Source organism: Phenylobacterium sp., assembly GCF_030697925.1.
In the GTDB taxonomy this organism is placed as follows: domain Bacteria; phylum Pseudomonadota; class Alphaproteobacteria; order Caulobacterales; family Caulobacteraceae; genus Phenylobacterium.
Genome location: NZ_JAUYOJ010000121.1, coordinates 1 through 22,343, shown reverse-complemented (window position 1 = coordinate 22,343; position 22,343 = coordinate 1). Strand labels below are relative to the sequence as shown.

The 22,343-nt window shown below is 69.9% G+C and carries 26 protein-coding genes and 1 pseudogene; 7 read left to right on the top strand and 20 right to left on the bottom strand.

The window, feature by feature from the left end; all coding sequences use genetic code 11:
* Both Q8Q88_RS11240 and Q8Q88_RS11235 read right to left on the bottom strand, forming a co-directional pair.
* Positions 1 to 153, bottom strand: a pseudogene (locus Q8Q88_RS11240) (methylmalonyl-CoA carboxyltransferase); the annotation flags it as partial.
* 68 nt (positions 154 to 221) lie between these two features.
* Complete coding sequence (locus Q8Q88_RS11235; protein ID WP_305675276.1) at positions 222 to 1,109, bottom strand: LysR family transcriptional regulator; 888 nt, start codon at positions 1,107 to 1,109, stop codon at positions 222 to 224.
* A 100-nt stretch (positions 1,110 to 1,209) separates the two neighbouring features.
* On the opposite strand from Q8Q88_RS11235, the gene Q8Q88_RS11230 reads away from it, so the two are divergent.
* From Q8Q88_RS11230 to Q8Q88_RS11220, 3 genes are read left to right on the top strand one after another with little or no spacing between them, the layout of a single operon-like run.
* Positions 1,210 to 1,827, top strand: coding sequence for a glutathione S-transferase family protein (locus Q8Q88_RS11230; protein WP_305675275.1), 618 nt, complete (start codon positions 1,210 to 1,212; stop codon positions 1,825 to 1,827).
* A 3-nt stretch (positions 1,828 to 1,830) separates the two neighbouring features.
* Complete coding sequence (locus tag Q8Q88_RS11225) at positions 1,831 to 2,733, top strand: pyridoxamine 5'-phosphate oxidase family protein (RefSeq protein ID WP_305675274.1); 903 nt, start codon at positions 1,831 to 1,833, stop codon at positions 2,731 to 2,733.
* Between the two features lie 5 nt (positions 2,734 to 2,738).
* A complete protein-coding gene (locus tag Q8Q88_RS11220; protein WP_305675273.1) occupies positions 2,739 to 3,248 on the top strand; it encodes a GNAT family N-acetyltransferase in 510 nt (169 codons plus the stop codon).
* Here the strand turns inward: Q8Q88_RS11220 and Q8Q88_RS11215 are convergent.
* Positions 3,245 to 3,970 (bottom strand): ATP12 family chaperone protein, encoded by a 726-nt coding sequence (locus Q8Q88_RS11215; RefSeq protein WP_305675272.1) that lies wholly within the window; start codon positions 3,968 to 3,970, stop codon positions 3,245 to 3,247. The two genes, Q8Q88_RS11220 and Q8Q88_RS11215, sit on opposite strands and share 4 nt — an antisense overlap.
* A gap of 66 nt (positions 3,971 to 4,036) precedes the next feature.
* On the opposite strand from Q8Q88_RS11215, the gene Q8Q88_RS11210 reads away from it, so the two are divergent.
* Genes Q8Q88_RS11210 through Q8Q88_RS11200 form a run of 3 tightly spaced genes read left to right on the top strand, consistent with a single transcriptional unit; the run spans position 4,037 to position 7,856 of the window.
* On the top strand, positions 4,037 to 5,491 hold the full coding sequence (locus tag Q8Q88_RS11210; RefSeq protein ID WP_305675271.1) for a DUF1800 family protein: 1,455 nt from the start codon (positions 4,037 to 4,039) through the stop codon (positions 5,489 to 5,491).
* Entirely contained in the window at positions 5,488 to 6,738 is a 1,251-nt protein-coding gene (locus tag Q8Q88_RS11205) for a DUF1501 domain-containing protein (RefSeq protein WP_305675270.1), read from the top strand. Before Q8Q88_RS11210 ends, Q8Q88_RS11205 begins: the two co-directional genes overlap by 4 nt.
* Before the next feature lie 26 nt (positions 6,739 to 6,764).
* The gene (locus tag Q8Q88_RS11200; protein WP_305675269.1) at positions 6,765 to 7,856 is read left to right on the top strand and encodes a winged helix DNA-binding domain-containing protein; all 1,092 of its coding nucleotides are present in this window, start codon (positions 6,765 to 6,767) and stop codon (positions 7,854 to 7,856) included.
* 3 nt (positions 7,857 to 7,859) lie between these two features.
* On the opposite strand, the gene Q8Q88_RS11195 is transcribed toward Q8Q88_RS11200, so the two are convergent.
* Together Q8Q88_RS11195 and crcB are read right to left on the bottom strand one after the other, a co-directional pair.
* Complete coding sequence (locus tag Q8Q88_RS11195; RefSeq protein ID WP_305675268.1) at positions 7,860 to 8,843, bottom strand: RluA family pseudouridine synthase; 984 nt, start codon at positions 8,841 to 8,843, stop codon at positions 7,860 to 7,862.
* Positions 8,840 to 9,223, bottom strand: a complete 384-nt coding sequence (crcB, locus tag Q8Q88_RS11190; RefSeq protein ID WP_305675267.1) for a fluoride efflux transporter CrcB — start codon at positions 9,221 to 9,223, stop codon at positions 8,840 to 8,842. Before crcB ends, Q8Q88_RS11195 begins: the two co-directional genes overlap by 4 nt.
* Before the next feature lie 80 nt (positions 9,224 to 9,303).
* On the opposite strand from crcB, the gene Q8Q88_RS11185 reads away from it, so the two are divergent.
* A complete protein-coding gene (locus Q8Q88_RS11185; RefSeq protein WP_305675266.1) occupies positions 9,304 to 10,089 on the top strand; it encodes a hypothetical protein in 786 nt (261 codons plus the stop codon).
* Here the strand turns inward: Q8Q88_RS11185 and Q8Q88_RS11180 are convergent.
* The 15 genes from Q8Q88_RS11180 to Q8Q88_RS11110 all read right to left on the bottom strand — a co-directional run.
* A complete protein-coding gene (locus Q8Q88_RS11180) occupies positions 10,086 to 10,577 on the bottom strand; it encodes a hypothetical protein (RefSeq protein ID WP_305675265.1) in 492 nt (163 codons plus the stop codon). The genes Q8Q88_RS11185 and Q8Q88_RS11180 overlap by 4 nt on opposite strands.
* Positions 10,578 to 10,652: 75 nt before the next feature.
* Complete coding sequence (locus tag Q8Q88_RS11175; protein ID WP_305675264.1) at positions 10,653 to 11,408, bottom strand: RluA family pseudouridine synthase; 756 nt, start codon at positions 11,406 to 11,408, stop codon at positions 10,653 to 10,655.
* Positions 11,405 to 12,706, bottom strand: a complete 1,302-nt coding sequence (locus Q8Q88_RS11170; protein ID WP_305675263.1) for a replication-associated recombination protein A — start codon at positions 12,704 to 12,706, stop codon at positions 11,405 to 11,407. The genes Q8Q88_RS11175 and Q8Q88_RS11170 overlap by 4 nt, the downstream gene beginning before the upstream one ends.
* A 44-nt stretch (positions 12,707 to 12,750) precedes the next feature.
* Positions 12,751 to 14,169: a Do family serine endopeptidase gene (locus Q8Q88_RS11165; protein WP_305675262.1), complete on the bottom strand. Its 1,419-nt coding sequence runs from the start codon at positions 14,167 to 14,169 to the stop codon at positions 12,751 to 12,753.
* A gap of 66 nt (positions 14,170 to 14,235) precedes the next feature.
* Positions 14,236 to 15,513, bottom strand: a complete 1,278-nt coding sequence (locus tag Q8Q88_RS11160; RefSeq protein ID WP_305675261.1) for a TCR/Tet family MFS transporter — start codon at positions 15,511 to 15,513, stop codon at positions 14,236 to 14,238.
* A 173-nt stretch (positions 15,514 to 15,686) separates the two neighbouring features.
* The gene (locus tag Q8Q88_RS11155) at positions 15,687 to 16,598 is read right to left on the bottom strand and encodes an alpha/beta fold hydrolase (protein WP_305675260.1); all 912 of its coding nucleotides are present in this window, start codon (positions 16,596 to 16,598) and stop codon (positions 15,687 to 15,689) included.
* An 89-nt stretch (positions 16,599 to 16,687) separates the two neighbouring features.
* Positions 16,688 to 17,944 carry a TCR/Tet family MFS transporter gene (locus tag Q8Q88_RS11150; protein ID WP_305675259.1) on the bottom strand — a complete coding sequence of 419 codons (1,257 nt, stop codon included), beginning with the start codon at positions 17,942 to 17,944 and terminating at the stop codon, positions 16,688 to 16,690.
* A 52-nt stretch (positions 17,945 to 17,996) separates the two neighbouring features.
* Positions 17,997 to 18,461, bottom strand: coding sequence for an SRPBCC family protein (locus tag Q8Q88_RS11145; protein ID WP_305675258.1), 465 nt, complete (start codon positions 18,459 to 18,461; stop codon positions 17,997 to 17,999).
* Between the two features lie 160 nt (positions 18,462 to 18,621).
* On the bottom strand, positions 18,622 to 18,957 hold the full coding sequence (locus tag Q8Q88_RS11140) for a helix-turn-helix transcriptional regulator (RefSeq protein WP_305675257.1): 336 nt from the start codon (positions 18,955 to 18,957) through the stop codon (positions 18,622 to 18,624).
* Entirely contained in the window at positions 18,954 to 19,397 is a 444-nt protein-coding gene (locus tag Q8Q88_RS11135) for a VOC family protein (RefSeq protein ID WP_305675256.1), read from the bottom strand. Before Q8Q88_RS11135 ends, Q8Q88_RS11140 begins: the two co-directional genes overlap by 4 nt.
* Before the next feature lie 12 nt (positions 19,398 to 19,409).
* Positions 19,410 to 19,853, bottom strand: coding sequence for a VOC family protein (locus Q8Q88_RS11130; protein ID WP_305675255.1), 444 nt, complete (start codon positions 19,851 to 19,853; stop codon positions 19,410 to 19,412).
* A 2-nt stretch (positions 19,854 to 19,855) separates the two neighbouring features.
* Complete coding sequence (locus tag Q8Q88_RS11125; RefSeq protein ID WP_305675254.1) at positions 19,856 to 20,020, bottom strand: hypothetical protein; 165 nt, start codon at positions 20,018 to 20,020, stop codon at positions 19,856 to 19,858.
* An 83-nt stretch (positions 20,021 to 20,103) separates the two neighbouring features.
* Positions 20,104 to 21,330: an ectonucleotide pyrophosphatase/phosphodiesterase gene (locus Q8Q88_RS11120; RefSeq protein WP_305675253.1), complete on the bottom strand. Its 1,227-nt coding sequence runs from the start codon at positions 21,328 to 21,330 to the stop codon at positions 20,104 to 20,106.
* Positions 21,331 to 21,425: 95 nt separating this feature from the next.
* On the bottom strand, positions 21,426 to 21,842 hold the full coding sequence (rplQ, locus tag Q8Q88_RS11115) for a 50S ribosomal protein L17 (RefSeq protein ID WP_305675252.1): 417 nt from the start codon (positions 21,840 to 21,842) through the stop codon (positions 21,426 to 21,428).
* A 176-nt stretch (positions 21,843 to 22,018) separates the two neighbouring features.
* Positions 22,019 to 22,343, bottom strand: a 325-nt coding sequence (locus Q8Q88_RS11110; RefSeq protein ID WP_305583422.1) for a DNA-directed RNA polymerase subunit alpha C-terminal domain-containing protein, incomplete at its 5' end; no start/stop codon positions are given.

The window sequence follows — 22,343 nt, the reverse complement described above, 5'->3', positions numbered from 1 at the left end:
GAACTCCTCGAACGAGCCCTCGTCCAGCAACAGCTCCAGACGCTCGCGCGCCGTCAGCTTGCCCTTGGCGTGCTGCGAGGCGATCCGACGCTCCCCGCCCCCAAGACGCGCCTCCGAACGACGGCGCTCTAGCTCTTCGAGGATCTGCTTCACGCCCGGCCTCCCACAGTGGAGGCCAAGGGGTAGTCGGACGAATTGGCCGGCGCAACCATGTCGCGCGCTCAGAGGCTCGGCCGGATCACCGCCAGGCCGCTCAGGGCCTCCACGGCATGGTCCAGGAAGGCGCGGACCTTCCTGGAAACATGCCGGCTGGGCGCCACCAACTGCACCGGCAAGGGCTCGGGCTCGAACTGCGGCAACAGACGCACCAGGGCGCCGGAGGCCAGATCCTCGGCCACCTGGTAGGAGAGCGGCCGGCCGATCCCATGGCCGGCGCGCAGGGCGATCAAGGCTGCGTCGATCTCGTTGACGCTCAGCCGGGGCGTCAGCCGCACCGCCTGGCCTCGGAACCGCCACTCCGCGGCGCCGGTCAGGACGCCGGAGAAGACGATCTCGTGATCCGTCAGGTCCGTCGGCTTGGCCGGGGTCCCGCGCCGCGCCAGATAGGCCGGCGAGGCCACCAGCATGCGCCGCACCTCCCCGACCTTGCGCGCCACCAGGCCGGAATCCGCCAGGGCGCCGATCCGCAGGGCAAGTTCGATCTGGCCCTCAATCATGTCGAGGTTGCGGTCGTGCAACACCAGATCGACGCTGACCTGGGGGTGGCGGTCGAGGAAGCTCGCCACCACCGGCGTCACGTGCCGGCGGCCGAACACCAGGGGCGCGGTGAGGGTGATCAACCCCCGCAGCGGGCCGTCGTCCTCCGGGGCCAGGGCCTCATCATAGGCCGCCAGCAAGCCGCGCGCCTTCACCGCCAGGACGCGGCCGGCCTCGGTGGGGCTGAGCTTGCGAGTGGTGCGCTCGATCAGCCGGGCCCCGGCGCGGGCCTCCAGCCCGGCCACGATCCGGGTCACGGCCGGCGGCGAGCGCCGCAGCTTGCGGGCGGCCGCCGCGAAGCCGCCGGTCTCCAGCACGGCCACGAACACCGCCAGCTCGTCCAGCCGATCCATGATTAATTCCGTCAAATGGAATAGTCTATTGCCAAGTAGCACCATTCACCCGGAATTCCGCAATAGATAGCTTGGCGCTCACCATTCCACGGAGACGCCCATGTCCAAGATCCGCCTGCACGGAACGCCGCTGTCCGGCCACGCCCATCGCGTGGAGCTGATGCTGCGCATTCTCGGTTTCGATTTCGAGGTCGTGGAGGCCTCCGCCGCCGTTCGCGCCGCGCCGGAATACGCCAGGCTCAATCCCCTGCGGCAGATCCCGGTGCTGGAGGACGGCGACCTGATCCTGGCCGATTCCAACGCCATCCTGGTCTATCTGGCCAAGCGCTACGATCCCGACGGCCCCTGGCTGCCAAGCGATCCGGTCGCGGCAGCCCACGTCCAGCGCTGGCTCTCCATCGCCGCCGGCGAGGTCATGCACGGGCCGGCCACCGCGCGTGTGGTGACCCAGTGGGGGATGCCCGGCGACATCGTCCGCGCCAAGCATATCGCCGAACGGTTGCTGGCGTTCATGGACCAGCACCTGGCCGGCCGAACCTATCTGGCGGCCGACCATCCGACACTCGCCGACCTCGCCTGCTATTCCTATGTGGCCCATGCGCCGGAAGGCGCGATCCCGCTCGAGCCCTACCCCGCCGTGCGAGCCTGGTTGGCCCGCGTCGAGGCCCAGCCGTGGTTCAAGCCGATGCCGGCCTCGCCGATCCCCGAACCGGCCTGAGCCGTGGACCGCGATCCCTTCCACGCCGGCGAGCGCGAGGCTCAGCGCCGCGCCGGCCTGGAGACCCTTCCGGCCAGCGCCGGCATCCGCGATTTCATGCCAGACCAGCACCGCGCCTTCTTCGAGAGCCTGGCCTATGTGTTCGTGGGGACGGTCGAGGCCGACGGCTGGCCAGCGGCCACCCTGCTGACCGGCGCACCGGGCTTCATCGCCAGCCCCGACGCGCGCATCCTGCGGCTGGCTGTCCAGCCCGATATGGAGGATCCCGCCCAGGCCCTGCTCCGGCCGGGCGCTCCGGTGGGTCTGCTGGGCCTCGACCTCTCCAAACGCCGCCGCAACCGGGCCAATGGCCGTATCGCAACCGTCGACGACGCGATCATCGTCGAGGTGGCACAGAGCTTCGGCAACTGCCCCCAGTACATCCAGACCCGCACAGTCGAGACCGCGCCTCGCACGCCCGGCGCGCTGGAACGCTTCGTGGGCCTCGATGCGGAGGCTCGAGCCGCCGTGGCCGGGGCGGACACCTTCTTCGTCGCCACCGGCGCGCAGGGCGAAAATGGCGGGGTCGACATCTCCCATCGCGGGGGGCGGCCGGGCTTCGTTCGCATCGAGGGCGACGTCCTGACCATCCCCGACTTTCGGGGCAACCGGTTCTTCAACACCCTGGGCAACCTGCTGGCCGAGCCCCGCGCGGCCCTGCTGTTCCCCGATTTCGCGACCGGCGACCTCACCCAGCTCCAGGGCCGCGCCGAGGTGCTCTGGGACCAGCATGCGGGGCTGGAGGGAGCCGAGCGCCTCTGGCGCTTCACCGTCGAGCGGGGCTGGCGCCGTCGCGCGGCCATTCCGCTGCGCTGGACATTCGGCGACTATTCGCCGACCACCTTGGCCACGGGAACCTGGGGCTAGGCGACATGAACGTGCGACTTGGCCCGGTCCTGCGCGAGCAGGAGCCGGTGCTGCAGAACCTGATGCAGCTCTACAACCACGACTTCTCGGAATTCTGGGCCGGGACGCCGAAGGGCGACCTGCAGGCCGACGGGCGCTTCGAGCCCTATCCGCTCACGTCCTACTGGACCGATCCGAGCCGCAGCGCCTGGTTCATCTGGCGCGACGACGTCCTGGCAGGGTTCGCCCTGGTCAATGACCACGCCCATTCCGGCCAGGCCATCGACCAGAGCGTCGCGGAGTTCTTCGTCCTGCGCAAACACCGCGGATCGGGCGTCGCCGTTCAGGCCGCCCACCTGGTCTTCGCCACCCGCCCGGGTCTCTGGGAGGTCGCCGTGGCGCGGAAGAACGCCGCCGCCCTGCGGTTCTGGCGTAAGGCGGTGGCGGCCACGCCGGGCGCCGCCGATATCCGCGAGATCGACCTCCGGACGCCGGAATGGGACGGCCCGATCATCCTGTTCCGGCTTGGCGCCTAGCCCAGCGCCCGGAACCAGCGGTCGAGCATCTTGGCCTCCTCGAGGAGCCGCGCGGTGCGTTCGGCGGCCTCCTCGTCGATCCCCCACTTCTCTTCCTGATAGGCCTCGTCCAGGCGTGACAGTTCATAGGCCTGCTCGCCGTTGAGCCAGCCGCGCTGCAGGGCGAAGGCCAGGACCGCCGAGCCGAACAGGGACGTCCCGAAGGCCAGGCCCGCCAGGGCGAAGTCGTCCAGCTCCAGGGCCAGGGCCTTGACCCGCGCCAGGGTCTCGCCCGGCTGGGCGCGGTGGACGATGCCGATGGTCCGCAGGAAGACCAGCTCCAGCTCGCGGTCGGCGCGCTCCAGCACCGGAACCCAGTGCTCCAGCTGACGCGCCGCCAGGGCCTCCGGCTCCTCGGCGTAGTAGCAGAGCAGGTCGGAGCCGGCGAAGTCGGCCACTTGCTGGGCGACGCCGTCGCGGGCCGGCGGGATCGCCTCCAGGGCGGTGAAGGCCAGGCGGGTGACGTTCATCTCCGCCAGCTCGATCACGTCGGTCTGGGCGGCCCATTCGGCGGCCACGAGATCGGCGAGCGCCCGGGTCGGCAGGACCAGCACGCCGCCCTTGGGCGAACGGACGTTACGCCCGTCCAGCTTGACCTGGAACCCGCCGGGCTCGGCAATCACCGAGACGTCCTTGTAGAACCGCCTGGGCTTATCGCCGGGCTCGTGAAATCCTTTTTTCAACCGCGCCTCCAACCGCCCGCGACGGAAATCCGCGGGTCGCCCCGTGCAATGGGGACGGAAGTGGAAATGCGCAAGGAGCCAGTTGTGGCCGACCGCGATCTGGACGCCGCCATCGCTGTCACCCGCTTCGGCCTGGGGGCCAAGCCGGGAGAGATCGCCGGGGCCCGCAGCGACCCCAAGGGCTTCCTCACCGCCCAGATCCGCCCCTCCGGCGCCGACCAGCCGCGGACCAATGGCGAGACCTCCGCCCAGCGCATCGCCGGCTTCCGGGTCTATCAGCAGGACAAGCGCGGGATGAAGCGCGCCGCGGCCGACGGCGAATCCGTCCCCGACGCCCGCGACCCGGTCAAGATCGCCCAGAGGATGCTACGCGACGACGTGGCCACCGACTTCGTGGCCCGCGCCCAACTTGGCGCGGGGACCGAGGCGGGGTTCCGCGAGCGCTGGACCCTGTTCTGGGCCAACCACTTCACCGTCTCGGCCAACAAGCTGGTCACCGCCACCGTGGTCGGCCCGTTCGAAAACGAGGCCATCCGCCCGCACGTGTTCGGCCGCTTCGCCGACCTGCTGTCCACGGCGACCACCCATCCGGCCATGCTGCTCTATCTGGACCAGGTCCAGTCGATCGGGCCCGGCAGCCCGGCGGCGCAGTACCTGTCGCGACCGCGGCGCGGCGCGGGCGCCGGGGCGCCGCCCGCCGGACGCAAGTCGGCGGGTCTGAACGAGAACCTCGCCCGCGAGATCCTGGAACTGCACACCGTCGGGGTCGACGGCGGTTACAGCCAGGCCGATGTCACCGAGTTCGCCCGCGCCATGACCGGCCTCTCCGTCGGCGGTTTTCGCGAAGATCCGGAGATGCCGGGCCGCCCGGTGTTCCGCGCCGCCGCCCACGAACCCGGCGCCCGCATGGTGATGGGCGTCCGCTACGCCCCCGGCGGCAAGGAACAGGTGCAAGCGATCCTCACCGACCTTGCGCGCCACCCGGCAACCGCCCGCTTCATCTGCACCAAGATCGCCCGGCATTTCGTGGCGGACGATCCGCCGCCGGCTCTGGTCCGCCGGCTGGAATACGCCTGGGTGGAGAGCAGCGGCGAACTGGACCACGTGGCCCGCGTGCTGATCGGCGCGCCCGAGTCCTGGACGCCGCAACCCGCCAAGTTCAAGACGCCCTATGAGTTCGTTGTCTCCAGCTGGCGCGCGGCCGGTGGCGCGCCGCGCGATATCGCCCGCCTCGCGCCGGTGCTGAACGCCATGGGTCAGAAGGCGTTTTCCGCCCCCTCCCCCAAGGGCTGGCCCGAGGAGGCCGCCGCCTGGGCGACCCCCGCCGCCCTGGTCCAGCGGATGAGCTGGGCCCAGGCCTTCTCGGAGGCCGTGGTGCGCGATCGCGACCCGAAGGCGCTGGCCGCCGAGGCCCTGGGCGCGCGGCTCTCGCCCCCCACGGCGACCGCTATCGCCCGCGCCGAGTCCCGCGCCGAAGGCTTCGCCCTGCTGCTGATGAGCCCGGAGTTCCAACGCCGATGACCGCTCACCTCACCCGCCGCCGGGCCCTGCTGGCCGCCGCCGGTCTTGGCCTATCCGTCGACCTGCTGGCCCGCCCGGCCTCGGCGGCCGCGGGCGACCTCGCCAACCGCAAGCTGGTGGTGGTGATCTGCCGGGGTGGACTGGATGGCCTCTCCCTGACCCCGCCAGTGGGCGATCCCGACTATCAGGGCCTGCGCAGGAACCTGGCGCTCGGCGACGACGCCCTGGGCCTGGACGGGACCTTCGCCCTGCATCCGGCGCTGGGCTCGGTCCACCACCTCGCCAAGGTCGGCCAGGCGCGGATCGCCCCGGCGGTCGCCACGCCGGACCGCGCCCGCTCCCATTTCGAGGCCCAGGACGTGCTGGAGACCGGGGCGGCGGTGGTCTACGGGACCTCCTCCGGCTGGCTGAACCGCGCCGTGGGCGGCCTGAAGGTGCAACGCAAGGTCGAGGCCCTGTCGGTCGGTCCCACCGCTCCGCTGATCCTGCGCGGCCCGGCGCCGGCCTCGTCCTGGTCACCCGGGCGCGGGATCGACGCTCAGGCGCGGCTGCCGACCATGCTGCAGGACCTCTACAAGGACGATCCGGTGCTGGGCCCGGCGCTGGCCCGGGGCCTGGCCACCGAGACCATGGCCCAGGCGGCGATGAGCGGCCTGGCCGACGGCGCCGAGACCCCCGGCATGACGATGGCCACCGGCCCCGGCGGCGGGGTCGAGGGTTACCTGCGCCAGGGCCAAGAGGTTGCGCGCAAGCTGGGCGGGACGTTGGCCGGCTTCATGCGCGAACCCGGCGGCCCACAGATCGCCGCGCTCAGCCTCGACGGCTTCGACACCCACGCCAACCAGGGCGCGGCCAAGGGGCAGCTCGCCAACCGCCTGGGCTATCTGGACGCCGTGCTGGACGGCCTGCACACCGGCCTCGGGTCCGAATGGAGCAACACCGTGGTGGTGGTGGCCACCGAATTCGGCCGCACGGCACGGGTCAACGGCACCGGCGGCACCGACCACGGCACGGCCTCGACGGCGCTCATCCTCGGCGGCTCGTTGAAGCCCGGCGGCATCGTCGGTGACTGGCCGGGGCTGAAGACCGCCGCTCTCTACGAGAACCGCGACCTGGCGCCGACTCTCGACATGCGTGGCCTGTTCAAGGGCGTGCTGGCTGACCATATGGGCCTGGACCGCCGGGCCCTGGAGGCGACGGTCTTCCCCGACAGCACCGCCGCACGGCCGGTGACGGGGCTGGTTTAGGGCGCGCGCCTCGGCGATCCTTCGGCATGGCCGATGAGATTCTGACCCAGCGCGACCTCAACCGCATCCTGCTGGCCCGCCAGATGCTGCTGGCGCGGGAAGCGATCTCGCCCGTGGAGGCGATCTCGCGGCTGTTCGCCATCCAGGCCCAGCTCCCGAGAGCCTCCTTCATCGGTCTCTGGGCACGGCTGAGCGGCTTCAGGCGCGAGGACCTGCTGGCGGCGATCCACGACCGCAAGGTGGTGCGTTCCACCTTCCTCCGCGGCACCCTGCACCTGGCGACGGCGGAGGACATCCTGGCCTTCCGCACCACCGTCATGCCGGCGCTGGACATCACCCTGCCCGGCGGCGGCCGACCGAGCCCGGCCCTGGTCGACCAGGCCATGAAGCTGGCCGAGCGTCATTTCGCCCCCGGACCCAAGGACTTCGAAAGCGTCCGCCAGGTCTTCGCCGAGGCGGGGATCGAGGACGTGCGGCAGATGGCCTGGGGCGTGCGGGTCTGGCTTCCGTTGGTGCAGGCCGCCAGCGACACGCCCTATGGCCACGAACCCGGCGGCGCCTTCACCCTGGTCAAGACCTGGCTGGGCAAGGACGAGGACCCCAAGCCCGATCCCCAGGGCCTGGTCCGGCGCTACCTGGCCGCTCACGGCCCCAGCCTGCCGGCCGACGTCGCCGGTTGGTCGGGCCTGAAGGGCGCCGCGGCGCTGCTCGAATCCATGGGCGACGAACTGGTCACCTTCCGGGACGAGAAGAAGCGGGTGCTCTTCGACCTGAAGGACACGCCCCGGCCGAGCGGTGAGACCCCCGCCCCGGTCCGCCTGCTGGCCGACTTCGACGGGGCGGTCCTCAACCGCGCCGACCGCACGGGCGTCATCCGACCGCAGCACGTGAAACTGGTGGCCAGCAGGAACCTGATCGTCTCGCCCACGGTGCTGGTCGACGGGGTGGTCGTGGGGACCTGGCGCGTCGAGACCAAGCGCAAGACCACAACCGTAGCCGTGCGGCTGTTCGAGACCCTGAACGCCAAGGACCGCAAGGCCGTCGAGGCCGAGGCCGTCTCGGCGGCGAAGTTCCTGGCGCCGGAGGCCGAGGCGGCGGTGACGTTCGAGGCGGCTTAGCTCCTACCTCCGTCGCCTCTTGAACGGCTCCGGTTCGGCCTCGTGCTCGTCGAAGCCGAAGCGCTTGAAGCCGGCCTTCAGCTCCTTGCCGATCGGGGCCTCCAGGATCAGCGTGCCCCGCGAGGGATGCGGCAGGGTCAGGCGCCGCGCATGGAGCTGCAGCTTCAGGTCCCCCGACAGTTCGCGGGCCGCATCGTTGGTGTATTTCGGGTCGCCCAGGATCGGGTGGCCCATGGCCAGCATGTGGGCGCGCAGCTGGTGGGTTCGCCCGGTGTGGGGCCGCAGCGCCATCCAGGTCACCCGGTGCGCGGCGCGGGAAATGGTCACGAACTCGGTCTCAGCAGGATCGCCATTCGGGTCCTTGGGATCGGTCGGCACCACCATTTCGCGGTCGCCGACGCCCTTCTTGACCAGGTGCAGCTCCATCACGCCCTCGGCGGGCTTGGGCGCGCCATGGACCAGGGCCCAGTAGGTCTTCTCCGCCCGGCGCCGGGCGAAGGAGCCCGCAAGCTTGGCCGCCGCCCCGGGGGTCTTGCCCAGCACCAACACGCCGGAGGTGTCGCGGTCCAGGCGGTGGACAAGGCGCGGCCGTTCCAAACCCTCGCCCCAGGCGCTGAGCAGGCGGTCGATGTGCTTGAGCGTCTTGGTGCCGCCCTGGACGGCGAGGCCGGCGGGCTTGTTCAGCACCAGCACCTCCTCGTCCTCGTAGAGCACCAGGGACTTGGCGAAGACCTTCTCCTTGGCGTCCAGGCCGGGTCCCTTGTCGCCGGGCTTGGGGGCGTCGGGCAGCGGCGGAACGCGCACGGTCTCGCCGGCCGCCAGGCGCTGGTCGGGCTTGGCCCGGCCGCCGTCGACGCGGATCTGGCCCGAGCGGGCCAGCTTCTGGACCTGGATCTGGGACACGTGAGGCCAGCGGCGGCGGAACCAGCGGTCCAGCCGCACCCCGTCCTCGCCTGGATCGACCTGGATGTTGCGGACCTCCCTCACGCAAACACCCGTCGCGCCAATAGGAGGCCCAGGAACAGCGCCGAGATCGACAGCAACACCGATGCGGTCGTGTAGGCGAAGGCCTCGCCGTACGCGCGCTTGCCGATCATCAGGGCCGCCTCCAGCGAAAAGGCCGAGAAGGTGGTGAAGCCACCTAGAACGCCCATCCCCAGCAACACGCGCAGCCGCTCCTGGTCGGCGCCGCCACGGTGGGCCAGGTAGCCCGCCAGCACGCCCATCAGCAGGCCGCCCACGACATTCACCGCGAAGGTTCCATAGGGCCAGCCCGAGCCCCACAGCCGCAGGGCCTGCACGCCCACGCCATAGCGGGCCACCGCGCCCACCGCGCCGCCGGCGGCCACCAGAAGAACCTTTTCCATTCCGCCCTTATGCGACGTGATGTCGCTTCGGAGAAGCCCCCGCCCGCCACTCAACGCCTGGTTAAGCCGTGGGCGTCATCATGCGGATCAGGTTCAGCTTTCCGGGTTCGGGGATGGTCGGGAATAACGCCTCTGCGCACGAAGCGCCGCCCGAGCCCATGCTGGCCGGCGGCTTTGCGACCTTCGTCACCGCCGAGAAGCAGACGCTGGGTATCGATTTCCTGGTCGAGGACCTTGTGCACCTGCGTCACCAGGCGGTCGCCGCGCGCCGGCTGGAGCCCGTGATCACCCACCTGAAGAGCGGCGTGGTCATTCCCGCCCGCGCCTTCTCCCGGCTCTCCGACGACGATGTGGAGACCATCGATAAGGCCACCACCGAATTTGCGGCGACCCTGGTGGGACCCGACGGCGCCTCGGCCCTGCCGGTGATCCTGCCGATCTCGTTCCGCACGGCCTCGGGCCGTCGGGGCCGTGGCCATCTGGCGAACGCCACCGAGGGTTCGCCGGCGGCCTTGAAGAAGCGGGTCATCGTCGAGCTGATCGACATAGACCGGGGCACGCCGACCGGCCGGCTGACCGAGGTGGCGGGTCTGCTCAACGCGGTCTGCCGCAGCGTCTTCGCCCGGCTGCAGCCCAGCCGCGACGTGGTCTTCCCGATCCGCGACGCCCGGCTCCAGGGGGTCACCCTGGACGGATCGGACCTGGCGACCTCCGACGGCGAGGCGGCCGGCCAGCTGCTGGAATTCGCCGAACAGGCGCGCGGCCTCTCGCCCTTGCTGGTGGCGCAAGGGCTTCCCGACGAGGGCTATCTCGCGGTGGCCGAGGTGGCCGGCTTCACCCACGGCGCACTGAGAGTCCCGGGCTAGACCCGAGCGCCGAGGTTGCGGCGGATCTCGCGGGCGTCATAGGCGTCGCGGTCGCTCGGACGCGGGCCTTTGCCCATCAGCACCTCGATGGTCTGGGCCACCGATGGGCCGCCGCCAAGATTGAAACTGGTCCCGAGCCCGATCCCGACGCCGCTGCGGCGGTAGCCGCCGCTGCCGCCGCCCGCCCCGATGGAGACCCGTGGGCCGCTGTCGGATCCGGCCTGCATGGTGACGCGGTCAGCGACGCGGAACCAGTCATAGCCCTCGGCGATGGCGAGGTCCGCGGCGCGCAGCAGAGCGTAGTCGGACACCTGGGCGATCGGCACGCCGGGCCCGCCGCGGAAGGTGATGCGGTAGCGGCCGGGCTCGATGCGATATTCCGAAAAGCCAATCGCGTTCGGACCCGCCGCCGGCGCATAGACGGTGGGAGCTGTGGCGCAGCCGCCCAGGGCGATGCAGGCGGCCAACAGCACAAGGGCGCGTTTCATCTCCGGGATCCTCCGCAAGCCATTGGACTTGCAATCCTTGTCCGAAGAACGGCCCAGCTCCGGCCGGCGTTCCGCCTACAGCCCCAGCGCCGCGATCAAGCCCGCCATGTCGACCGGGACCTCGGCCTCGATCTGTTTCGTCCCGCCCTCCGGATGCGGGAACGAGAGCGCCTGGGCGTGCAGCATCAGCCGTGGGACCGGCAGGCCGGCCACGGCCAAAGCTCCGCCATAGCGGGCGTCGCCGGCGATGGGACGGCCGATGGAGGCCAGGTGCACCCGGATCTGGTGCATGCGCCCGGTCTCCGGCGCCAGCTCCAGCAGCGCCGCCGCCGCGCCCTTCGACACGGTTCGATAGCGGGTGCGCGCGGCCTCGGCGTCGGGGTGATCGGCCGCGCAGACCCGCATATAGGCCTCGCGGCCCTGCTCGTCGCGGCGGAGGGGGACGTCGATGGCGCCCTGGGCGGGCTCCGGCGCGCCGGGGGTGACGATGGCCCGGTAAGTTTTCGAAAAACGCCGACCCATCATATGCTTGCCGAGGAAACCTGCGGCCGGTTTGGTCTTGGCGGTGAGGATCACGCCGGAGGTGTCGCGGTCCAGGCGGTGGATCAGCCGCGGTCGCGCCTTGCCCGGCTTGGCGAAAGCCCAGAGCATCTCGTCCAAGGTATGGACCTGGCCGCGTCCGCCCTGGCTGGACAGGCCCGAGGGCTTGTTCAGCGCCAGGAGCTGGGCGTCCTCATAGATCACCAGGCCGCGGACGAAGGCGATCTCCTCGGCGCTGAGCAAGACGGGATTGTCGCCGGGCCTGGGCTTGGGCTGCAGGCGCGGCCTCATCCTTTGCGGTTCCGCTGCTCGGCCCAGCGCTCCAGGCGCTCCTTGATCCGCGCCTCGTTCCCTTCGCCCCGGGGCCGGTAGAAGGTCTGCCGCGCCATGCCTTCGGGGAAGTAGTTCTGGCCCGAGAAGCCGCCCTCGACATCGTGGTCGTAGGCGTAGCCCTTGCCGTAGCCCAGATCCTTCATGAGCTTGGTGGGCGCGTTGCGGATATGGGCTGGCGGCACCAGCGAGCCCGTCTCCTTGGCCGCGCGCTGGGCGGCCTTGAAGGCGGTGTAGACCGCGTTGGACTTGGGCGCCGCGGCCAGGTGGATGACCAGCTGGGCGAGCGCGATCTCCCCCTCCGGTGAGCCCAGGAAGTCGTAGGTGTCCTTGGCGGCGTTGGCGAGCACCAGGGACATGGGATCGGCCTCGCCGATGTCCTCGGCGGCCGCCCGGATCAGCCGGCGGGCCACGAACAGCGGGTCCTCCCCGCCGGCCAGCATCCGCGCCAGCCAGTAGAGCGCCGCGTCGGGGTCCGAGCCCCGGATGGACTTATGCAGGGCCGAGATGAGGTTGTAGTGCTCCTCGCGGTCCTTGTCGTAGGCCGGGCTGCGCTTCTGCAGCACCTCGCCCAGCTGTTTCGTGGACAGCGGCGTGGCCGAGCCGATGTTAAACAGGGTCTCGGCCAGGGTCAGCAGGTAGCGGCCATCGCCGTCGGCCAGGGCGATCAGGGCGTGGCGGGCCTCGTCCTCCAGTGGCAGCTTGCGGCCCTCATGGGTCTCGGCCTTGTCTAGCAGTTGGACCAGGGCCTCGTCGTCCAGGCGCTTCAGCACATAGACCTGGGCGCGGCTGAGAAGCGCGCCGTTCAGTTCGAAGGAGGGGTTCTCGGTGGTGGCGCCAACCAGGGTGACGACCCCCTCCTCCACGAAGGGCAGGAACCCGTCCTGCTGGGCGCGGTTGAAGCGGTGAATCTCGTCGACGAACAGCAAGGTCGCCTGGCCGGCCGAGCGGCGCATCTTGGCCTGCTCAAAGGCCTTCTTCAGGTCCGCCACGCCGGAGAATACGGCCGAGAGCTGTTGGAATTCGTAACCGGCCTCCTTGGCCAGCAGCCGGGCGATGGTGGTCTTGCCGGTGCCGGGCGGCCCCCAGAGGATCATCGAGGCCAGCCGCTTGGCCTCCGCCATCCGGCGGATCGGCCCCTCGGCACCCAGCAAGTGGTCCTGCCCAACCACCTCGTCCAGCCGCTGCGGCCGCAGGCGGTCGGCGAGCGGGGATGGGGCGTGGGGAGTCATCCCCGCGGCTTCGAAGAGATCGGCCATGGGCCCGTTCTAGCAATCCCTCCCTTGGATGGGGAGGAATAAGCCTAGGTGCGGAAATTCCCAGTTATCTCCTGGCCGCCGCGCTCGATGGTCACCTGCCATTGGTTGCCCGCGCCGGCGCCGAGGACGCCCATCAGCTCGCGCACGGTGCCGACCTCGCGGCCGTTGATCTTCTTGACCAGGTCGCCCGGACGCAGGCCGGCGTTCATGGCGAAGCCGCGGCTGATATTGGTCACCAGCACGCCGCGCCCCAGGAACGGATCGAGGCCCAGTTCACCGGCCACCGCCGGAGACAGGTTCACCACCGTCGCCCCGTCGAACGGATTGCGGCCGGAGATCAGCTGCTGGTCCTTGGCCGGGGTGGCGGGCGGCGCCTCGGCCCGCAGCGTCAAGGTCTCCTCCCTCGCCCCGCGCCGCACGCCCAGCTTGAGGCTCTCCCCCGGCCGGCGCGAGGAGACGGCGTAGGAGACCGCCGCGGCGTCCACCGCCGGACGGCCGTCCACCGAGACGATCACATCGCCCTGACGCAGGCCCGCGCGGGCCGCGGGGCCGTTCGGCCAGATGTCGGCCACCAGGGCGCCCTGGGGCGTGGAAAGCCCCATGCTGCGGGCGATCTCGCCGGTCACGGTCTGGGTCCGCGCGCCCAGCCAAGGGCGGATCACCGCCACCCCGCCGCCGGCCGCGGTCTCGACCACCCTGCGCACGATGGCGGCCGGCACGGCGAAACCGACGCCGGACGAGGTGCCGGAGCGCGACAGGATGAAGCTGTTCACCCCGATCAGGTCGCCGTCCATGTCGACCAGGGCGCCGCCGGAATTGCCGGGGTTGATCGCCGCATCGGTCTGGATATAGGCGTTGGCCGCGTCGCCACTGGGGTCGGTGGTGCGGTTGAGCGCCGAAATGATGCCGTTGGTCACCGTCTGGCCGACGCCGAAGGGGTCGCCGATGGCCAGCACCAGGTCGCCGACCTGGGCCTCGCCACTGTCGTCGATGGCCAGGACCGGCAAGCGCTCATTGCCCACGTCGATCTTCAGGATGGCCAGGTCGGTGCGCGGATCGGCCAGCAGCACCCGGGCGGTGAACTCGCGCCGGTCGGCCAGCGCCACGGTGATCTCCTGGCCGCCTTCCACCACGTGGTTGTTCGTGACGATCACCCCGTCGGCGCGGACAATGACCCCCGATCCCAGCGAACCCTGGATGCGCTCGCGCGGCGCGCCCATGCCGAACATCTCCCAGAACGGATCGGCCCGCTGGCGGACCAGCCGCTTGGACGAGATGTTCACCACCGCGGGCGCGGCGCGCTTCACCACGGGGGCGAAGGACGACTTCATGGTCAGGGCGTCGCCCGGCGCAGCGCGGGTCGGCTGGGCCAGGGGCGGAACCTGGGCGGTCGACTTGGCCACGGGGTCCGAACAGGCCGCGAGGAGGGCCAGGGCGGGGATCAGGACGCGGTAGGCGCGCATGCGGTCTCCAGACAGTCTAGGTCGCCCGGACATCGCGGAGTTTTCGGGCGCAATGATGGCGGGGGTTTAGGCCGTATCGTCGCGCGCGGGAACATCGCGCCCATAGATCGCAATGAGCAGCCAGGCCGCCGCGCTCAGGCCCGCGCCCAGCAGGATCGGCGCGCCCGACAGGCCTGCGGGCATCCCCGGCGCGATCGCCCAGGCGAAAGCCTGGGTGAAGAGGATCGGGCCGAATAGTCCGGTCAGGCTGGAAATCCCGCCCATGGCCCCCTGCAACCGCCCCTGCTCGGTCTCCTCGACGCGGGCGGTCATCATCGACTGCAGGGACGGCCCCGCCACGTTGCCGAGCGCGATGGGCAGGTTGGCGATCCAGAACAGGCCGGCGCCGGGGGCCAGGCCCACGGCCGTGAACCCCAGGACCTGTGCGGCCAACCCCGCCAGCACGGTGCGCCGCTCGCCCAGCCGCTTGGCCGCACGCCCGGCAAGCTGGGTCTGCACCACGATGTTCACCGCCGCCAGCACGCTGAAGAACACGCCGAGCTGCATGGTGCTCCAGGCATAGCGGTGGTCGGTATAGAGCACGAAGACGCTGTGGAGCGCGTGGATCGCCAGCCAGAGCAGGGTGAGCACGATGGCGAACAGCATGAGGCCTTGGCGCGACGCCAGTAGGCTGAGCGACCCCCAGGGATTGGCGTTGCGCCAGACCATCGGCGTGCGGCGATCCGCCGGCAGGGATTCCGGCAGCACGAAGAAGCCATAGATCCCGTTGGCCAGGGCCACCGCCGCCGCCGCCCAGAACGGCGCCCGCGGATCGAGGGAACCCAAGACGCCGCCGAGGGCCGGCCCCAGGATCACGCCGGTCCAGGCCGCCGCGTTCAGCCAGCCATAGCTCTTGGCCCGGTCCTCTGGCGGGGTGATGTCGGCCACATAGGCCATGGCGGCGGCGTAGCTGCCCGCCGTCAGGCCGCACAGCAGCCGTCCGATCAGCAACCATGCCAGGTTCGGCGCCAGGGCCATGATCACCAGATCGATGCTCAGCCCGAAAACCGAGATCAGTATCACCGGCCGCCGGCCAAACCGGTCCGACAGCATGCCGATAACCGGCGCGGCGAAGAACTGCGCCACCGACCAGGCGGCCACCAGCAGCCCCACCCAGCGCGCGGCGGCGGGCAGGTCTCCGCCCAGCAGCTCCTCCACCAGCTTGGGCAGCACCGGATAGACGATGCTGTGGGAGACCACGTCCAGGCAGATGGTCACGGCGATGAAGCCCAGCCCCGCGCGGCGGCGCGGATCGAGACGGGCGTGCGGTCCCACAGACGGGGGCGGGTCGACGGCGAAGATCATGGGATGTCTCGAGAGGCCAGGCCGCCAGGGCGGTCGGCTTGAGGAAATGGCGCTGTGTGGAAAGCCGGCGAAACGCCAGCGTCCAGGACCTAGGCCCTCATCTTCCCGATCATCCTCGTCATGACGTGCGCGATCCTAGAAGCGCGCCGGCGAAACGCAAGCCATGGTTTAGGTCACCCCGGAGCACCCGTGGCGTCGGTCTCCGCCAGGAACCGGTCAAGGATCTGCGCGAAACGGTCGGGCTGGTCGATGAACACGGTGTGGGCGGCGTTCTCCACGATCGCGATCTGGCCCTTGGGCAGGATCGTGACCTCGTCGCGCTGGGCCTGCAGCTCGGGCGAGGTCGCCGAGGCGACGATCAGGGTCGGCCGGTCCAGCTTCTTGAGCGCCGGGGTCAGGTCGGCCCCATAGAGGTCGGCGACCAGGGCGGCCGAGCCGATGGCGGTGGGGACGGCGGCGATGTCGGCCGCCAGCCGGTCGGTCTGAGCCTTGTCCAGCGGGCGGCTGATGATCGCCCCCAGCATGCCGCGGGCATAGGCCTCGGGCTGGGCGGCGTAGATGCTGAGGAAGCGCAGCGTCTGGGCCGCCGCCTGGGGATCGCGCAGGACCGCGCCGGAGCCCGACGAGACGGCGGCGTCCACCAGCACGACGCCGGCCAGCTTCCGCGTGCCGAAGCCGTCCACATAGGCCGCCACGTCCTGCACCCCCTGCGACCAGCCCACCAGATGGACCTTGTCGAGGCCGAGCTGGGTCAGCACCGCGTCCAGGTCGCGGGCGCGCTGGGCGGGCGTCATGCCCTGGGCCGTCACGGTGGACCGGCCCTGGGAGCGCGGATCGAACGAGACCACCCGCCGGGTCCTGGCCAGGCGCTGCGCCTGGTCGCGCCAGATGTCGGCGGTGAATCCCCAGCCGGTGATCAGCACCACGGGCGGCCTGCCGTTCCGCGGCCCCTCGTCGACGACCCGCAGGCTCACCTCGGGCGTCACCGCCAGCCTGCGTTCCTCGGCCGCCGCGGCCGTCGTCAGCACACAGAACGCCGCCAGGGCCGCGATCGCGCGGCGTAGGCCGCAAGGAAACTTCGACATGTCGCGATCCTCCGGTGGATGAGGTCGAACCTCTCAGCAGCCGGCGAAGACGCGCAAGCCCGTGGCGCAAATGTAGCTGCGGAGCGACCTCAGGCCGGAGCCCGAACGGCCTCGGGCGCTCGCCCGATCTTGAGCGCCAGCAGGAAGGCCAGGACCAGCAGGCTGCTCGCCAGATAGATGGCCAGGCCCGGCTGATGCATCACACCGGAATGGCGGATCGACCAGGCGAATGTCAGGCCGAACACGATGGGGCCGACGACCGAGGCGATGCCCTGAAGACTCTGGTTGGCGCCTTGCAGCTGGCCCTGGGCGGAAGGCCCGACCCGCCGGGTCATCAGCCCCTGCAGGCCGGGCTGCAGGAAGTTCATCAGGGCGAAGACCGGGATGCCGGCGATATAGACCCAGCCATTGGGCGCGAAGCCGTAAACGGCGAAACCGATCGCTCCGGCCATGGCGCCCAAGAGCAGGGCCCCGCGCTCGCCGATCCTGGCCACCACGGGTCCGATCAGCAGCATCTGGACGAGGACGCCGGCCAAGCCGGTCCCCATCATGGTCAGGCCCATGAATCCGGGGGTCCAGCCGTAGCGATAGCCCGTGTAGAGCACGAAGATCGACGGCAGGACGGTGTGAGCGAGCTGGAACAGGAAGCCGATGCTGGCCAGGCCCAGCAGGTCGCGGTGCGAGCGCAGGAACACCAGCGAACCCACGGGATTGGCCCGCCGCCAGTCGAACTTCGCCACACGGCGCTCCACCGGCAGGGATTCCGGCAGGACGAAGAAGCCGTAGAACCAATTGATCGTCGTCAGCCCCGCGGCCACGAAGAAAGGAAGGCGCAGATCGATGTCGCCCAGGAACCCGCCCAGGGCGGGGCCGACCAGGAAACCGAAGGAGAAGGCCGAACCCATCCAGCCGAAGGCCTTGGCCCGCTGGTCCGGTGGCGTGACATCGGCCACATAGGCGTTGGCGGTGGAGAAGCTGGCCGCGGTCAGGCCGTTGATCACCCGGCCCACGAACAGCCAAGCCAGGGTTGGCGCGAGCGCCATGAACAGGAAGTCGATAGCCAGGCCGGCCAGCGAGATCAGCAGGATCGGCCGGCGCCCGAAACGGTCCGACAACATGCCCAGGATCGGACCGCAGAACAGCTGCATCAGCCCCCAGACCGTGGCGAAGACCACGTTCCACTCCGAGGCGGCGGCCGTGTCGCCGCCGGTGAACTCCTTGATCAGGTTCGGCAGCACCGGGATCATGATCCCGAACGACACGGCGTTGATCACCGCGGCGATGAAGATGAACCGGAAGGCGTGCGTCCACTGGCGGCCGGCGGGCTCTACGGGCTGGTCGGACATGGCTTCATTCCCCCTCGCACAATGAAACAAAGCAAGAACTATCGCAATACGGTCAGGCCGACCGGTCGCGATAGGAGGCCAGCAGGACCTGCCACCACTCGGCCAGCCGCATCAGCAGGGCCTCGTCGGGGAAGCCGTGGCGCGCCGCGCCCTCAGGCACCTGGTCGAAGCCGCGATGCTCAACGCTGACTCGCGTCTCTTCGCCAACCGCCTCGAAGCGCACCTCGACCTCTGTATGAAGTTCCAGCGGGAAGTTGGCCTGGCGCCAGGTGAATTCCAGTCGTGCGGGAGGCTCCCATGCCGTGATCCTGCCGATCTCGAAGACCTTGCCATTGGCCAGGGTCTCGGTCAGCCGACCACCCTGCCCCGGCTCGAAGGCCAGCACGCCCGGCGCGCGCGGCGTGGTCTGGAACAGGCCATTGGGCCGCCACCAGGCGCCGATCTCCTCGACGAAGGCGGCGAAGGCGCGTTCAGGCGTCGTCTTGACCCGCAGCGAGACAAAGACCTTCGATGTCACGGCCTTTTTCCTCCCACGTTTACGAGGGAGGGGGACCGCGCGTAGCGTGGTGGAGGGGGCGAGACCGACCTCGGCGCTTGAGGCCGCCCCCTCCACCGCCTAACGGCGGTCCCCCTCCCCCATTCCCTTTGGTCATGGGGGCGGAAAAGGTCAGTCGACGTCACGCGTCACGCTCGACGTGGGCCTTGAAGGCGGCGAGCTGCTCCGTCCACAGCCTTTCGCTCTCCTCCAGCCAGCGCAGCAGATGGACCATGGGTTGCGGCCTCAGGGCGTAGATGCGCACCCGCGCATCGAACTCGGGATGGCTTTCCTCGACCAGACCGCTCTCGCGCAGGGTGCGCAAGTGACGGCTCATGGCCGGCGGCGCCAGGCCCAGCTCGCGGGCCAGCTCGCCGGCCTGGCGCGGACGCTGGGCCAGCAGATCGACCACCTGACGGCGGTTGGGATCGGCCAGGGCCGCGAGGGTCCGGTCCAGGTGAGCGGGGGCCGCGCTCATATCCAGCCGGTGATCTTCAGGCCGCTGGCCGCCTCGGCCTCTTCGCGGCTGACGGTCTTCACGGTCTGGGAGACGGTCCAGATGTGGCCCTCGGGGTCTCGGCAGCGATAGGTACGGTCGCCGTAGAACTGGGTCTCCGGCTCGGCGACGATCTCCGCCCCAGCCCTGCGCGCCCGCTCGCAATGGGCGTCGATATCGCCGTCGAGCTGGATGCTCACCGTCTGAGTGTTCTTGCCGCCGACCGATTTGGGGCTCTTATGGTCGGCGCTCCATTCCTGGCCGATCATCACATAGTCATCGCCGAAGCTCATCTGGGAGTGGGCGAGGTTGCCCTCTGCGTCCTCCAGCAGCATGGAGAGCTCGAAGCCGAAGGCCTCTTCCAGCCACTTCAGGGCGGCCTTGGGATCCTGGTAGAACAGGGCGGACCGGAAGCCGGCCATAGGCGTCTCCTCTCAGCTGGTGATCTCGCGGCCGGTGGCGGCCGACATTTCCTCGGGCGTCATGACCTTGACGGTCTGACCGAACGACCAGGGGTGATCTTCGATGTCGCGGCAGGTGAACACCCGATCGCCATAGGGCTGGTCGGCGGGCTCGCGCTCGACCTTGGCGCCCAGGGCCCGGGCGGTCTCACAGCGTTCATCCAGCCCGTCCTGGAGCTGGACGTGGACCGACTGGGTCGACCGGCCGCCGAAGGCCGCGGGGCTGACCGCGCTGCCTGTGGGCGGCCCGACCACCATGATGTAGCCGTCGCCCAGGCGCAGCTCGGAGTGGATCACCCCGCCCTGCCCGTCATCGACGATCATCCGGGTCTCGAAGCCGAAGGCCTTTTCGAGCCAGGCGATGGCCGCGCGCGGATCGCGGTACCACAGCAGGGGCCCGATGGTGGGAACGTCCATGCTCATGCCTCCTTCAAGGAATTGCGTACCTTCAGGCCGGTGAGCTGGGTCATGGTCCCGGCGGAGGCGCGATAAATCCGCGCGCCGAAAGCCTGCCCCGACCAATGCAGGGCCGCCATCGGATCCTTGTAGAAGGCGGTGGCGGTGATCGCAGCGTTCTCGACCATGGCGCTTATCCTTGTCATTTCCGACAATATTTAACACATAACGCAACTATATCGTCAACCATCTTGGATGGGACGCGTCCGACCTAGGGCGCCAGGGCCGCGGAGAGTTCGTCGAGGTCCCCGTCATTGGGTTCCGGCCGCACGCCGACCAGCTTGGCCACCAGCGAATAGACGTCGAAATTGTCGAAGTCCGGCAAGGCGACGCCCCGGCGGAAGCTCGGCCCGGCGCCGATGAACACCGCGCGCATTTCCCGCGCGAACGGGTCGAAGCCGTGGTTGCCCGGGGCGATTGGGCGCTTGGCGACCCAGGCGCGGGTGGTGATCTCCCACCCGGTGTCCGGCAGGCAGAAGATCGGCGGCACGCGCCGGTGCGCGCCATAGTGATAGCGCTCCGGGATCTCGCCCTTGCGCCAGCATTGCATGTGCGGATGCGGCTTGAGCAGGGCCTGCTCGACCTCCTCTTCACGGCCCGCGGTCGGATAGGCGTTCATGAAGGCGCCCATGGCCAGGGTGCGCGCCGTCCCGTCCGGCAGGATGTCCTCCAGGTATATGGTGCGCTGCGGACTGGTCGGCGCCATGCCGTGATCGGCGACGATGACTAGGTCCGCGGCCAGGCCCCGCGCCGCCAGTCCAGCGCTCAGACGCGCGAGCGCCGCGTCGGTCTTGGCCAGCGCCGCCTTCACCTGGTCGGAGTCCGGCCCGCCCCAATGGCCAGCCGTATCGACCTCGTCGAAATAGAGGGTGATGAAGGCCGGCCGTTCGCCCGCCGGCAGGTCGAGCCAGGTCAGCACCTGGTCGACCCGCGCCACGGCCGGCAAGGCCTGGTCGAAAGGCCGCCAGTAGCTTGGCCGCACCCCCTGGATGGCGGCCTCGGAGCCCGGCCAGAACATGGTGGCCGCCTTGACCCCGGCCCGTTCGGCGCTGACCCAGATAGGCGTTCCGTCGTTCCACCAGCGGGCGTCGGCCACGGCGGCCTTGTCGGACAGGCGGAAGGTCACACCGGGGATCAACGGATCTTCCATGTTGTTGTCGACGATCCCATGCCGGTCGGGCCTCAGGCCGGTGACCAGGGTGTAGTGGTTGGGGAAAGTCTTGGACGGGAACGACGGCCGCATCGCGCCCCGGGCGCCGTTCGCCGCCAGCCCCGACAGATGCGGCGTCACCCCGCGATCGAGATAGTCAGGCCGGAACCCGTCGATGGAGACCAGGATCGTCAGGACGGCCGGCCGCGCGGCGCGGTCGGGAGCCGAGGCGCAGGCGGCCAGGGTGGCGAGGAGGAGAAGGGCGCAGAGGCGCGAGAAGCGAGTCATGGCGCCGAGCCTAGCCGCAGGCCGTGACGGGCGCACAACGCAAAAGCCCCGGACGTCGCCGTCCGGGGCTTTCGAATGACGGGAGAGGACTTCGACTATTCGTCGCCGAAGGCCAGTTCCTGGACCGGACCGGAGTCCTTGCCCTTTTCCGACGGGTCGCGGTCGACGAACTCGATCACGGCCAGGGCGGCGTTGTCGCCGTAGCGGTAGCCGGCCTTCAGGACGCGGATGTAGCCGCCCTGACGTTCCTTGTAGCGCGGGCCCAGGGTGGCGAAGAGCTTGCCGACCTGTTCCACGTCACGGACGTGGCTGATGGCCTGGCGGCGGGCGTGCAGATCGCCGCGCTTGGCGAGCGTCACCAGCTTCTCGACGATGGGCCGAAGCTCCTTCGCCTTGGGAAGGGTGGTCACGATCTGCTCGTGCTTGATCAGGCTCGCCGCCATGTTGGCGAACATCGCAGTGCGGTGGGCGGTCGTACGACCCAGTTTGCGGTGGGATTTACCGTGGCGCATTTCAAATCTCCTGGGCTGTCTGGCCCGCCGGCCGTCCCCATCGGGAACGCGCCATTTCCTGATCCAGTCCCAGCCTGCTCCCGCCTGGGTCAACACGAAGCGCCGGAGCCCTCCACCGCTGTAGCGGCTTCATCGGGCCCTGACCGCGCAAGCGGTCCGGAGTCGGCGCGAAGGCTTTACATCTGGTCTTCGAACTTCTTGGCCAGCTCTTCGATGTTTTCGGGCGGCCAGTTCGGCACATCCATGCCGAGATGCAGGTTCATGCCCGCGAGCACTTCCTTGATCTCGTTCAGCGACTTGCGGCCGAAGTTCGGGGTGCGGAGCATCTCGGCTTCGGTCTTTTGGATCAGGTCGCCGATATAGACGATGTTGTCGTTCTTCAGGCAGTTGGCCGAACGGACCGAGAGCTCGAGCTCGTCGACCTTCTTCAGCAGCGCCGGGTTGAACGGCAGTTCCGGCTTGGCCTCGCCTTCGACCTTCTTCTTCGGCTCTTCGAAGGTG

Bases quoted from the DNA above. Each gene is read 5' to 3' on its own strand.
- Q8Q88_RS11235 (WP_305675276.1), bottom strand. From the start codon at position 1,109: ATGGATCGGCTGGACGAGCTGGCGGTGTTCGTGGCCGTGCTGGAGACC.
- Q8Q88_RS11230 (WP_305675275.1), top strand. From the start codon at position 1,210: ATGTCCAAGATCCGCCTGCACGGAACGCCGCTGTCCGGCCACGCCCAT.
- Q8Q88_RS11220 (WP_305675273.1), top strand. From the start codon at position 2,739: ATGAACGTGCGACTTGGCCCGGTCCTGCGCGAGCAGGAGCCGGTGCTG.
- Q8Q88_RS11210 (WP_305675271.1), top strand. From the start codon at position 4,037: ATGCGCAAGGAGCCAGTTGTGGCCGACCGCGATCTGGACGCCGCCATC.
- Q8Q88_RS11205 (WP_305675270.1), top strand. From the start codon at position 5,488: ATGACCGCTCACCTCACCCGCCGCCGGGCCCTGCTGGCCGCCGCCGGT.
- Q8Q88_RS11200 (WP_305675269.1), top strand. From the start codon at position 6,765: ATGGCCGATGAGATTCTGACCCAGCGCGACCTCAACCGCATCCTGCTG.
- crcB (WP_305675267.1), bottom strand. From the start codon at position 9,223: ATGGAAAAGGTTCTTCTGGTGGCCGCCGGCGGCGCGGTGGGCGCGGTG.
- Q8Q88_RS11185 (WP_305675266.1), top strand. From the start codon at position 9,304: ATGCGGATCAGGTTCAGCTTTCCGGGTTCGGGGATGGTCGGGAATAAC.
- Q8Q88_RS11180 (WP_305675265.1), bottom strand. From the start codon at position 10,577: ATGAAACGCGCCCTTGTGCTGTTGGCCGCCTGCATCGCCCTGGGCGGC.
- Q8Q88_RS11175 (WP_305675264.1), bottom strand. From the start codon at position 11,408: ATGAGGCCGCGCCTGCAGCCCAAGCCCAGGCCCGGCGACAATCCCGTC.
- Q8Q88_RS11170 (WP_305675263.1), bottom strand. From the start codon at position 12,706: ATGGCCGATCTCTTCGAAGCCGCGGGGATGACTCCCCACGCCCCATCC.
- Q8Q88_RS11165 (WP_305675262.1), bottom strand. From the start codon at position 14,169: ATGCGCGCCTACCGCGTCCTGATCCCCGCCCTGGCCCTCCTCGCGGCC.
- Q8Q88_RS11160 (WP_305675261.1), bottom strand. From the start codon at position 15,513: ATGATCTTCGCCGTCGACCCGCCCCCGTCTGTGGGACCGCACGCCCGT.
- Q8Q88_RS11155 (WP_305675260.1), bottom strand. From the start codon at position 16,598: ATGTCGAAGTTTCCTTGCGGCCTACGCCGCGCGATCGCGGCCCTGGCG.
- Q8Q88_RS11150 (WP_305675259.1), bottom strand. From the start codon at position 17,944: ATGTCCGACCAGCCCGTAGAGCCCGCCGGCCGCCAGTGGACGCACGCC.
- Q8Q88_RS11140 (WP_305675257.1), bottom strand. From the start codon at position 18,957: ATGAGCGCGGCCCCCGCTCACCTGGACCGGACCCTCGCGGCCCTGGCC.
- Q8Q88_RS11135 (WP_305675256.1), bottom strand. From the start codon at position 19,397: ATGGCCGGCTTCCGGTCCGCCCTGTTCTACCAGGATCCCAAGGCCGCC.
- Q8Q88_RS11130 (WP_305675255.1), bottom strand. From the start codon at position 19,853: ATGGACGTTCCCACCATCGGGCCCCTGCTGTGGTACCGCGATCCGCGC.
- Q8Q88_RS11125 (WP_305675254.1), bottom strand. From the start codon at position 20,020: ATGGTCGAGAACGCTGCGATCACCGCCACCGCCTTCTACAAGGATCCG.
- Q8Q88_RS11120 (WP_305675253.1), bottom strand. From the start codon at position 21,330: ATGACTCGCTTCTCGCGCCTCTGCGCCCTTCTCCTCCTCGCCACCCTG.
- rplQ (WP_305675252.1), bottom strand. From the start codon at position 21,842: ATGCGCCACGGTAAATCCCACCGCAAACTGGGTCGTACGACCGCCCAC.